Annotated in this window: 10 protein-coding genes; 2 read left to right on the forward strand and 8 right to left on the reverse strand. The window is 43.5% G+C overall.

The window, feature by feature from the left end; genetic code table 11:
• Positions 1 to 78: 78 nt before the first annotated feature.
• From FXF70_RS16125 to FXF70_RS16140, 4 genes are read right to left on the reverse strand one after another with little or no spacing between them, the layout of a single operon-like run.
• Complete coding sequence (locus FXF70_RS16125) at positions 79 to 1266, reverse strand: MFS transporter (RefSeq protein WP_108611512.1); 1188 nt, start codon at positions 1264 to 1266, stop codon at positions 79 to 81.
• Positions 1267 to 1323: 57 nt separating this feature from the next.
• Positions 1324 to 2370, reverse strand: a complete 1047-nt coding sequence (locus tag FXF70_RS16130) for a Gfo/Idh/MocA family protein (RefSeq protein ID WP_007498302.1) — start codon at positions 2368 to 2370, stop codon at positions 1324 to 1326.
• Positions 2367 to 3233: an HAD-IIB family hydrolase gene (locus FXF70_RS16135; protein ID WP_024718989.1), complete on the reverse strand. Its 867-nt coding sequence runs from the start codon at positions 3231 to 3233 to the stop codon at positions 2367 to 2369. Before FXF70_RS16135 ends, FXF70_RS16130 begins: the two co-directional genes overlap by 4 nt.
• A complete protein-coding gene (locus FXF70_RS16140) occupies positions 3208 to 4533 on the reverse strand; it encodes a DegT/DnrJ/EryC1/StrS family aminotransferase (protein ID WP_144684501.1) in 1326 nt (441 codons plus the stop codon). Before FXF70_RS16140 ends, FXF70_RS16135 begins: the two co-directional genes overlap by 26 nt.
• 109 nt (positions 4534 to 4642) lie before the next feature.
• On the opposite strand from FXF70_RS16140, the gene FXF70_RS16145 reads away from it, so the two are divergent.
• Positions 4643 to 5632, forward strand: coding sequence for a LacI family DNA-binding transcriptional regulator (locus FXF70_RS16145; protein WP_046342561.1), 990 nt, complete (start codon positions 4643 to 4645; stop codon positions 5630 to 5632).
• A 249-nt stretch (positions 5633 to 5881) separates the two neighbouring features.
• On the opposite strand, the gene FXF70_RS16150 is transcribed toward FXF70_RS16145, so the two are convergent.
• The 3 genes from FXF70_RS16150 to FXF70_RS16160 all read right to left on the reverse strand — a co-directional run bounded on the left by FXF70_RS16150 (position 5882) and on the right by FXF70_RS16160 (position 10143).
• Positions 5882 to 7504: an L-lactate permease gene (locus FXF70_RS16150; RefSeq protein WP_035390535.1), complete on the reverse strand. Its 1623-nt coding sequence runs from the start codon at positions 7502 to 7504 to the stop codon at positions 5882 to 5884.
• Between the two features lie 43 nt (positions 7505 to 7547).
• Entirely contained in the window at positions 7548 to 8495 is a 948-nt protein-coding gene (locus FXF70_RS16155; RefSeq protein ID WP_007498309.1) for an L-lactate dehydrogenase, read from the reverse strand.
• Positions 8496 to 8712: 217 nt separating this feature from the next.
• Positions 8713 to 10143 (reverse strand): YfcC family protein, encoded by a 1431-nt coding sequence (locus tag FXF70_RS16160; protein WP_007498311.1) that lies wholly within the window; start codon positions 10141 to 10143, stop codon positions 8713 to 8715.
• A 153-nt stretch (positions 10144 to 10296) separates the two neighbouring features.
• Between FXF70_RS16160 and FXF70_RS16165 the strand changes: the two genes are divergently transcribed.
• Complete coding sequence (locus tag FXF70_RS16165) at positions 10297 to 11424, forward strand: M20 peptidase aminoacylase family protein (protein WP_148780740.1); 1128 nt, start codon at positions 10297 to 10299, stop codon at positions 11422 to 11424.
• 47 nt (positions 11425 to 11471) lie between these two features.
• Here the strand turns inward: FXF70_RS16165 and FXF70_RS16170 are convergent, their stop codons facing one another.
• Positions 11472 to 12194, reverse strand: coding sequence for an SDR family oxidoreductase (locus tag FXF70_RS16170; RefSeq protein ID WP_148780743.1), 723 nt, complete (start codon positions 12192 to 12194; stop codon positions 11472 to 11474).
• Positions 12195 to 12248: the final 54 nt, after the last annotated feature.

Consider the following 12248-nt stretch of genomic DNA (forward strand, 5'->3'; position numbering starts at 1 on the left):
TCGTTGTTTTAGTACAAGTCCTTCGTCACCTTTTCTGAAGATAAGCTATACAAAAGGAGGAGCCACCAGATCAGCTGCTTATCGATCTGCTTTCATCGCCGGCGGCTGTGTGGGTATGGTTTCTTTTTTCCGAGATCGATTCATTTGAATGGCAGCCGCAAAAAGGAGAACAGCTAAAAAGGCGAAAACAAAGACGGCGCTTGCCGCACCTGCCCACTCAAGGCTAAACCCAATCAAAAAGGACAAACAGGCTCCACCTAAACTAGCGGCGGCAATAAAATAACTCGTTGCCTCGTCGATGGCATTTTCAATCATTAATGCAGAAGCCGTCAAGGCAATGGGGAACATGCCAGCTGCGCACAGACCGATGAAAAAGATAAGAATCAGCTGCGCAGCGATGTGGGTGGCTAGAGCAAATACGGCGAGCAGCACAATCATAAGTGCTGCACTTAGTTTTAAAAAACGCAGCGGATGCAGCTGATCGGCTTTTCTCGCAATGACAGTTCTGCCAATGACGATCGCTGTCCAAAAAGTAGAGACCGCAAAAAGACCCCAGTTATCTCCCCCTTTTTCCAGCATGATCGACGGTAAAAAATTCGCAAAGTTCGTTTCAATTCCTGCGTAGAAAAACGCAAAACAGATCATAAGCACGACAATCATTCGATTCCCTCGATCAAACAGCAAAGATGGTTTCTTCATGTCTTGAGAAGGAGCTGCCATCTGTCCTTGAGGGAGTTTATTCATAAAAGTAAGCCACAGCATAAGGAAAAAAGTCAGTGCACCGACTTGAAATAAAAACACATAATGCCACGTTTCCTCTGTCACAGTCAACAGAATCAATAGAGGAAATAATAATGCACCTAATCCAAAAAAGACCTCCATGATGCTGATTCGCTTTGCACTGTTTGCCATTGAAATGACATACGCCCCGGCCGTCGTCTCAAGACTGCCTGCACCGCTCCCAAGGAAAAAACCTGCCACCACAAGAATCGTCCAGCCCGGCACTAAAAGGCCAAGAAGAAGCGCTCCGATCATCAGCAGCAATCCCATCGTCAGAACAGTGCCGTAGCCTTTTTTCCTCACAAGAATGGGCGACAAAAGAACGCCTGTCAAAAAGCCAATAAACTGAAAGAAGATTAAAGAAGATAATTCCCCAGGACCCTTATCATAACTAGACAGCAAATAAGGCGTTAAACTGCCAAAAAACACATGAATGGTCCCAATAAAAAAATAAAAGATACAGCCAAAATAAAACACCTTTTTCATCTTTTCACTTCCTCTAAAAAGGAGCGGAGTCATGATATCCTCCGCTCCACCTCTTCATTAATATGCACGGGCAGAGACGACAGCCTCTTCCCTCTCGAAGCATGTATTCAGCGCAGCCTGCGCGCGATAACCATCTTCAAAATCAGCTACCTTCATATGAGATGGATATGAGTTTGTATTTACCCAATGCATCAGCTGATCACGGAATGTATCAGACCATCCATAAAATTCATTTGGTGGATCTGTCAGCAATGTTTGCGGCATTTGATGACGCTCTACACACAAGCCATCACTGATCTCATATTCGTTTTTCATGTTTGTATGGTATTTAAAAACCTTGTCATGCCCCACTACTTCTACACTAAATCCACATTCCTCGGGCTGCGTACTTTTGGACGTCACCAAATGAAAGAACACTTGATTCTCCATTTGCCCAAAAATTTCGGTATGGTCATCGACCTGTACCTTTTTCTCTTCCTTTTCCTTTACATGTGTCAGCATCTTCGTATTAAGGGATTCTTTTTTCATTTCACTGCCAAATAAGTACCACAGCATATCAATCAAATGAATCCCTAAATCTCCTAATGCACCGCTTGTACGCAGACTTTCACCGCTGTCTCTCCACGAAAATGTCTTTCTTCTAAGGGCACTATTTTTCTTAAAATGTGTCCGTACTGTCAAAACGCGTCCTAATTCACCATTGGCGATCAAGTTCTTCAAAATATTCACAAAGGATAAATAGCGATAGTTAAAACCCATACTGGCTTGAACCTGGAACTGTTTGGCTGTCTCCACCATTTCCTTCGCTTCTTTTAACGATACAGCCATCGGTTTTTCGCATAAAATCGGCTGTCCTGCTCTAAGCGCCTGAAGGGCATGGTCCTTGTGACAGAAGTTAGGGGAAGCAATGATCAATCCATCTGATGCATCCGCTAGTGTTTCGATACTGGCATACACCCGTCCGCCGTACTGTTTAATAAATCCTTGTGCGACGGATTCGTGCAAGTCATAGACCCCAGATAATTCTGCACCTTTGATCGTTGATAATGCTCTAGCATGTGCTTTTGCAATATTCCCTGCTCCAACAATTCCAATTTTCTTCATGAATGTGCCTCCTCATGTTTATACATCACTGTTTTCAATGTTTCATAGATTCCTTTTGCATACCCATGATGACAAATTTGATGATGGTGCCGTTTGGCTTCGGCTGTTGCATTTTGGACAAGAAAGCCGTGCGTGACGGATTGAAGCATCCGCAGGTCATTCCCACTATCACCAAAAGCAAAGCCCTTATCTTTTGACAGGTTATATTGATTCAGCATAAACCGAACGATTTCATCCTTCCCTGTTCCCACTGGTAAAAAATCAACGTCATAGCAATCCGCAGGGTCACCCGCAAGTGGGTTGCATTTGTTGATGTTCACCGCCACACCCCGCTCCTTCGCAAGTGTTTGGATGAACGATAGATGATGGAGATCTGTTCGTTCATCCTGCTCCTGATAATAGAAATTCTTTTTATACCCAGAGCTGCCTAGCTGCGTTTGCGGCCTAAGGGTAATCCCCTTTTCACGTACGGCTTGCAGAATATCTTCAATTTTTTCGTCTGAAAAGCCTTGTGCATCAAGCCGTTTCATCCATTCTGCATCCGGCTGTCCAAATTTCCCATCTGATGTATACACGATTTCAGTTCCTAAATTCGACGCAATAAAATGCGGGAATTGATAGAAACCGCCTTTCTCCATTTTGCTCGTAACAGAATCGAGGCTGCTTCCCGTCACCCAGCCCAGCATGAGCTGTCCGGCTTCGCTCTTTTCTGCCACAAAAGCTTCCAGCCGTTTTACATCCTCTCTCTGCTCCTCGGTCATTCCGTGAGAATAATAGGTCTCATCGAAATCACAGAAGACGATCCACTGCGGATGTTGCGGTTGATGCACAAGCTTTTTATTGAATGGAAGATTTGATAACATGATGGACCCCCTCGATGACTTTCTCCTGATCTTGCAGCGGCATTCCTGGGTAAAGCGGCAAGTGGAGTAATTGCTGTACGGCTTTTTCCGTATGTGGTAGTTCCGTTTGTCTATACTTTTGAGAAACAAGATTCGTTTGATGCTGATGCGATAAAATTGGGTAATAGACGTCTGTTTCTATGCCCATTTCTAATAATTTCTCTGCCAGCTCATCTCGGCTTCCCTTCACCACTCTGATCGGGAATAGATGCCATACATGATCGTCTGTCAGCTTCGGAAGCTTAATATAGCCTTCGTCTTCCAGCGTTTGCAGCTGATCTATGTATCTCTTTGCCAAGTAAAAGCGTTTAAAGTTTTGTAAACCTAAATATTTCATTCGTTCTAGCCCGATTGCGGCCTGTAAGTTATCAATCTTAGAATTAAAGCCATAGTCACTGCGCTTCACGTTTTTCTTTCCTGGTTCAAAACCGTGATAGCTGATTTCCATGCATTTTTCTGCTAGGGCTTCATCATTTGTCGCGATGGCTCCTGCCTTCCCGCAAACTCCAAGGTTTTTGTAAGGATTAAAGCTGAGAACAAGTCCATCCCCAAATGCCCCAAGCCCGCTGCTGCCAATCGCCTGACAGCCATCCTCAATGATCGATAGACCATGCCGTTTTGCAATCGTCGAAATGGCCTTCATATCCGCTTGCTTTCCATACAAATGAACCGGGAGAATACATACTGTCTTATCTGTGATATGCTTTTCTATTTCATTCGGCGCTAGGCAGTAGGTGTCTGGATCAATATCGACATAGACTGGAACCGCCCCAATCGCAAGCACTGCATTTTCTGTTGCAGCAAAGCTGTTGGCAGGCAAGATGACCTCATCTCCAGGATGGACGCCTGCTGATATTAAACTGATCATTAAGGCATCTGTTCCACTTGATGTGGCAATGACATATTTTTTCCCTAAGTATGCTGCGAGCGTCTTTTCAAACTTTGGAATATAAGGGCCTGATGTAAAACGGCCTGAACTTAATACTTCTTTCAGCACCTGCATAATATCATCGATCTCATCCTCTGAAATCAGTTTATCGACCGGCAGGAACGGTATCTTTTTTTCCTTATTTTGTTTATAATGGAAGAGAATTTTTTCCAAACCTGTACGCGCAATATCTTGCTCAAGGAACGCAGCAAGCTTATCATTCGCTAGATTCTTTTCAACTGAATCAGCCTTTACTTGAACACCTTGATTGATCATATCCAGCAACGGTAGATAATCCTTGCTTTTACCTGATATCTTCGTCAATATTTGCATTCCATTCCCTCCAATTAATCAATTCCATTTGTTAATATTTAACTTGTTTCACATTGTAAATGATGTTATCGATTTCAGAACAATAACTTTGTGTAAAGGATTTGTTAATATGTGTACAATTTATGAAATTGCCAAACGCTGCGGGGTTTCAACGACCACTGTTTCTCGGGTGCTGAACAACCATCCATATGTATCCGAAGAAAAGCGCCAGCACATTTTACAGGTGATGAAGGAAATGGAGTATACACCAAGCTCAGCAGCCCGCACCCTTCGGTCACATCAGACAAAAACCATTGCTGTGTCTGTTCCAGCTGTGGACCATCCTTTTTTTGCACAATTGATTAAAGGCATTTCAAAGGAAGCACTGGATCAAGGGTATAAAGCCATCGTGCTCCAGACGTTTTATCAAGAATCAGTAGAACTTGAAGGGCTTCAATTATTAAAAAGAAAAGAAGTAGATGGTGTCATATTGGGGGCGTTAGAAAATAAGTGGGAAACAATCGAGCCATTTTTATCAAACGGCCCGATCGTCATGGCAAATGAGTATCATCAAACAGCAGACATTCCGATTATCGGATATGATGAGCGGGAAGCTGCCTATAAAGCGGTTGACTACTTGATTCAATCAGGGCGTACATCCATTGGATTTTGCTTTGATACAGAAAGCAGTGAAGCGCAAAAACAAAGAAAGCAAGGCTATCTTGATGCGCTTTCTGATCACGGTTTGCCGCTTAAAGAAGATTGGCTGTTCGGCGAGGCTTTTACCATTGAGGACGGCTTTCGTTTAATGGACTTAATCCACAGGATGCCGGATGCGCCGGATGCGATTTTCACCGGCAATGATCAAGTGGCAGCAGGCCTCATTAAACAAGCCATTTCATATGGATATGACATTCCTAAAGATTTAGCGGTGATCGGTTATGACAATCAAGACATTTGCGAGGTGACAGCTCCAACGATCACGACCATCGACATCCCTATCGTCGAGCTTGGCCAGCAGTCTGTCAAACAAATGATTCAGCTGTTGCAAGATCAAAAACCATTACAACGTGAACATATTCAGCTACCTACTCGGCTTGTCACACGAGAATCTACATAAAAAAAAGACTGAGAAATCTCTCAGTCTCAGCGTGTAGACAAACCCTCGCATTCTTTGTCAGTCCTGCGCTCTGGTGCTCACGAAACCCGAATTCGCTCCGCTCCAGTGCTCGTCCTTCCTAGACTGAAAAGGTTTTCTTTCACGCTGAAAAGAAGACAAAGGACTAAAAAAAGTACATTTTAGCCCTTTGTTAACAATCTGAAGACTGAGAAATCTCTCAGTCTTCCATTTTTCAATCAATCGATCAACCTATACAAATTGAGCAAGAATGAATGTCCATATACATACGATGCCGAGCAAAATGAAGCTGTACTTCACTGTTTTTTGGAAGAGCTCAGATTCTTTACCTGTTTCTCCAACAGCTGCTGTTGCAATGGCAATAGATTGTGGAGAAATTAATTTCGCCATCACACCACCGGTCGTATTTGCCCCGATTAACAAACCTGCCTGAGAGCCGATTTGAGAAGCGGTGACTGCTTGAAGGTTACCGAATAAGGCATTGTTACTCACAACAGATCCCGTAATAAACACGCCGATCCAGCCAAGCACTGGGCTGACAAGCGGGAATAAATCGCCTGTTTTAGCAAGCGCTAGTCCGATAGCAGAACTTAGGCCTGCAAAATTCGCCAAATTGGCAAAGCCCATGACAAAACAAATCGTAAGAACAGGAACCCAAAGCTCTTTGACCGCTGCATTCAAGCAGGCAGACCCTTCTTTTAATGTAATATGTCTGCTGAACAATCCTGTCAGCATCACCGCAATTAGAATGGCGGTACCTGTTGCACTAATAACATCAATTTTAAAGATCGCATCAATCGGTGTTTCTGTTTGAGCAATTGGCGGTAATTTCACAATTTGCTGATGCAGAAACGGCATTTTCACTAAAATGGTTGTCCAATTAAGCGGGCCTCCCTCAGCAAACAGTGCTTTAAACGCTGGCAGACTCCATACTGTAATGACAGCCGTTAAGATATAAAACGGAGACCAAGCCTTCAGCACCTCAACTCCGCTAAACGTTTGTTTTTGTTCAATGGCCGGCGCGCCTTCTTCACGGTAAATGTGTTTTGGCTGCCATTTTCGAAGAAATAGTGCCAGAATTCCCATACTCGCTAAAGCTGAAATAATATTGGCAAGCTCAGGACCCATGGTGACCATTGTAACAGCCTGCAGAATCGCGTAGCTTCCACTCACAACAAGCAAGGCTGGAAGCGTTTCTTTGATCCCTTTAAAGCCGTCTACAATGAGAATCAGCAGAAACGGGATACAGAAAGAAATAAACGGAATGGTGTACACAAGGGTTTGAGACAGCTCAAGCGGCGTCATATTTCCCATTTGCGCCCCTGTAATAACCGGGATACCTACTGCACCAAAAGCGCCAGACGCAGCATTCGCAATCAAACAGAGCATTGCGGCTTTTAGTGGTTTAAACCCAAGCTCTGTTAAAAGAGCGGCACTAATCGCAATCGGTACACCGAATCCAGCGGCTCCCTCTAAAAATGCGTTAAAACTAAAACCAATTAATAAGAGCTGTAACCGTTGATCTTGAGAAATTCCTGCAATACTAGAACGAATGACATCGAACTTTCCAGACTTCACAGCAATTTTATAGAGCCATACGGCCATGATGACGATATATCCAATCGGCCACAGCCCATTAGATACACCGAGCACCACAGCAGATAATGCTTTTTCAATTGGCATATGAAAGAAGAAAACAGCTGTTACAAAACTGACGATCAAGGTAAAACAAGCGGCTAATACCCCTTTTAACTTAAATACAGTTAATGCTAGTAGGAAAAACAAGATTGGAAGCATGGCCACCAATGCACTGACGAACTCATTACCAAACGGATCATATATTTGCTGCCACATAGTGATTCATCCTTTTCTGCTCAGATAGGTTGCCTTTGATTGATTAAAAATGAGGAGCTAAAATTTCTTTTAACACATTCACACTATGTGCGAATTTTTCTTTTTCTGTGTCGTTCAGTGCGAGCTCCATCACTTCTGTTGCACCATTTCGGTTCACGAGGGCAGGTACACCAATGTAGACATCTTCTGCTCCATATTCTCCATCTAAATAAGTGCTGACAGTCAAAATGCTGTTTTCATTGTGCAAAATGGCTCTAGTAATACGGGCTAAACTCATCGCTACGCCGTAATAAGTCGCGCCTTTTTTCTCAATAATTTGGTAAGCAGCATGACGGACATTTTCCATGATGTCGTCTAAATCTTCTTGTTTGTATTGGTCATTTCTCTTCATTAATTCTGTGATCGGTACACTTCCGATATTCGCATGGCTCCAAACAGCAAGCTCTGTATCCCCATGCTCTCCAATGATGTACGCATGCACATTGTGCGCCGCTGCTTCAAAGTACTCACTAAGCATGTATCTGAATCTTGCCGTATCAAGCGTTGTTCCACTACCAATCACTCGTTCTTTTGGCAGTCCGCTGAATTTCCAAGTCGCATATGTCAAAATATCAACTGGGTTCGTAGCAACTAAGAAAATACCATCGAATCCGCTTTTCATCACATTGTCTACAATGCCTTTAAATATATTTAAATTTTTCTCAACAAGATCAAGTCTCGTTTCACCTGGCTTTTGGTTTGCGCCAGCGCAGATACATACAATGTCAGCATCCTGACAATCCTCATAATCTCCATACCAAGTATTCACAGGATGCGGGGCGAATGCTTTCCCGTGGTTTAAATCCATGACGTCACCCATTGCTTTATCTTGATTCAAATCGATGACTACCAATTCATCTGTGATTGCTTGATTTATTAATGTAAAGGCATAACTGCTGCCGACAAAACCTGCTCCAATAAGTGCTACTTTGTTTACTTTTTCGTTTGTCATTTATCTCATCCTCCTGAGTAAAACTAGGTTGTTTTTCTTATGTGAAGTATTTCACATTCTTATTGTGCAACACTTCACAAACTTTTGCAAGGGGATTGCTCAAAAAAATAATGTTGCCATTTTGTGAACACTCATATTGTGGTTTTAAACCGCTGTCCCCATACATGTTCTCATAAGAAAAAAGCCGCCAAACACTCTTTGGCAGCTTCTCTCTTATTTAATAAGGTCCCCAATTGATCATGACACCGATACAAATAAAGACAAGGCCGATGACGAACCAAATGAGCGCAAGCGGCACCATAAAACGCAGCCATTTCACGTATGGAATCCCACTTGCAGCCAAGACAGCCATCAACACACCTGAAGTCGGATTCACGCAGTTGACCACCCCTTCACCGAGCATCACTGCTTCTACCGCTACTTGTCTCGTGATACCCATTAAATCAGCAAGCGGCGCAAGAATCGGTATAAAGACAACCGCTTCTCCTGATCCTGATGAAATCAAAAAGTGAAGGAGCGCACTGGCGATATACATGCCGATCGCACCAGCGATTGGACTAAACCCTGTCAGCATACTCGCAAGTCCATTCACCACAGTATCAAGCAGCTTGCCGTTTTCCAAAATGACTGAAATGCAGCGTGCCATGCCAACAATGAGTGCGCCGTATACAAGGCTTTGACAGCCGACAATAAACGTTTTTGCAATATCATTGGCAGCTAATCCCCCAAGCAGTCCAGCAGCAATGGCCATGAAAATAAACACACCAGCCATTTCCTTATCGGTCCAGCCAAGCTGAAGCGCACCATACAAAAAACCCCCAAGCGACAAACCACACACCGCTAAAATCAGCTTATGTCTGCCGGTGAATTCAGGCTTGTCCACAGATTCCGCATCAGCTCCTCCTAGCCCTTTAGCTGGAAACCACTCGTCACCAAGCAGGCTTCCCTTTTCTTTATTTTTCAAGCGTTTTGTATATAAATAGATGTACACAATACTAGATAGGAGAAAACAAAGATAAATGATGACACGCAGACCAATACCAGAAAAAATCGGCAGTTCTGCAATCGTTTGTGATAAACCTAATGGAGATGGAGACAAAATGGTTGCGTTAAAACCTGCATAACAGCCGATGTAAATAACCGCCGCTCCCGCCACTGCATCCCACTTTAAAGAACGTGCCACAATGATTCCAATAGGAATAAAGCCAATGACCGAGTTCACCACAATTCCGGTCGTCCCAAGTACAGAAAACAATCCGCCAACAATACAAATAAACAATAGCTGTTTCGTTTGGAACCGGCTGATGACATTGTGAATCATCCCGTTAATGGCACCTGTCTTTTCCAAAATCGCAATGGTTCCTCCAGTAAAAAGAATCAGAAAAATAATAGAGGATGAACCAACCATCCCTTCTTGAATCGCTGTAAAAAAACCAACCGGACTAACTGGTGATTGATCTATACGGTGATAACTGCCAGGAACAGCTGTTGTGATCTCTCCTGACGTTTTCCGATCAAATTCACCGGCTGGTACAAAATACGTTGCGATCGTACAAATTAAAGCAATCATAAATAAGAGTACATACGCATCCGGCATCTGAAGTTTTCTTTTTTGTTTCTCAGGTGCTGATACTGTTGCTGTTTTCATCTGTCAAAACCCCTTTGTCCCGATCGGAATTTCACTTAATTTTCTGAATAATCAAATGATGTGTTATATTATAAACACTGATGATATTTAAGATCAATATTATTTCACTAAAAGAATGTTTTGGCAGATTATCTGTCAGCAAGGAGGCTTCTCATGACAACTTTGACAAACGAGATGAAACAAACCGTGACAGACATCTTTGAACATCTGCACGCCCATCCAGAAATCAGCTGGGAAGAGACAAATACGACAGCTTATATTGAAGCTCTATTAAAGAAATTAGGCTGTAAAACGAGAACATTTGAAGACTGTACAGGGGTAATTGGTGAAATTGGGGAAGGCGCACCAGTGGTTGCTGTGAGAGCCGATATTGACGCATTGTGGCAGGAAGTAGATGGCGTATTTCAAGCCAACCATTCATGCGGACACGATGCTCATATGACGATGGCACTTGGGACATTCATGGCATTGAAAGATAAAGAACTTCCAATTGGCACGATCCGATTCATTTTTCAGCCTGCCGAAGAAAGAGGCGGCGGCGCTTTAAAGATGATCGAAAAAGGTGTGTTAGCTGACGTCGATTATTTATACGGGGTGCATGTGCGCCCAATTCAAGAAACCTTAAACGGACGCTGCGCTCCTGCCATTTTGCACGGATCAAGTAATCATTACGTCGGGACCATTCTAGGGGAGGAAGCTCACGGTGCACGCCCGCACCTTGGGGTCAACGTCATCGAAGTTGCATCTACGCTTGTGCAGAGACTGGCGCATATCCATGTCGATCCACGAGTCGCCCATTCTGTGAAAATGACCAATTTAAATGCAGGCGGCGGCAGCTCAAACATCATACCTGGCAAGGCCTCTTTTACACTCGACGTTCGGGCACAGACAAACGAAGTGATGGATGAATTAGAAAAGGAAATTGAAAGAGCATGCCATTCTGTAGCAGATGCTTTTGGCGCCTCTATCACACTTTCAACTGATCATCGTCTTCCAGCTGCGACATTAAATGAAGAAGCTGTGGAGATCATGTCACATGCCATAGAGCAAGTGCTAGGCAAAGAACAGCTCGATCCACCGATCGTGACGACAGGCGGAGAGGACTTTCATTTTTATGCAGCAAAGGTTCCTCATATTAAATCGACGATGCTCGGTTTAGGCTGTGATTTAAAACCTGGGCTTCATCACCCTTATATGACATTCGATCGCTCTGCGATTTTTACCGGCATTGAGATTTTGACGGAAGCTGTATACGAAACACTTCAGCAGCATTCATCGTAAAATAAAAAAACCACCCGTCTTTCCTGAAGCGGGTGGTCTCCTTTATTTTACGCATTCACATCTGTCATCGCCGGGACATTGATTTCTTTCACACAGGACACCCTGGATAGATGAATAACACATCTCGCCAGCTCGACAATATCTTGTACAGGTATTCTCGTTTCATCATACAGAGCAATGGCTTTTTCAGCGCCATCTTCGTACGGAACTTCTGCCGCCAGCTCCCCTGGATTGATACAGGTAACGGATATTTTATCTTTCCTTACGTGCTCTCTTAGTGCGTTCACAATACCACGAAGCCCAAATTTAGAAGCAACAAAAGAAACCTGAGACAAATTCGTATGGTCAAGTCCCGAAGTAGAACCAATGACGATGATCTTTCCATTCTCAGATGTCCTTACGTGCGGAAGCAGAGCTTGGATGTAGGTAATCGTTGAGGTAACGTTCACATTGATTAAATGAGCGATATCCTCCGGTTGATCAAGATCGAAAGAATAATCATCTTCAAAGCCGCGTTTCTCCCATAAACCGACGTTATAAATGAGTATATCAATTGTCTGATCCTTCAATGCTTCGAGCATAAAAGGGATATGGGTTTGGCTTGATAAATCGATCTTCAGCCAGATTCTACGCACTCCGTCATCTATATTCAAACTGCTTGGTTCACTTCGTGACACAATCCATACTGTATCTCCACTTGAAGGAAGACCTTTTACAAAGGCATCCCCTAATCCTTGACTCGCACCGAATATGATATAGTTTTTACTCATGCTTCCTCCTTCATGGCTCACTTACGAGCTTCCATCCATACACCCATTCATCTG

The sequence above is a fragment of the Bacillus sp. Y3 genome, from assembly GCF_008123875.1.
GTDB classification, from domain to species: Bacteria; Bacillota; Bacilli; order Bacillales; family Bacillaceae; genus Bacillus; species Bacillus altitudinis.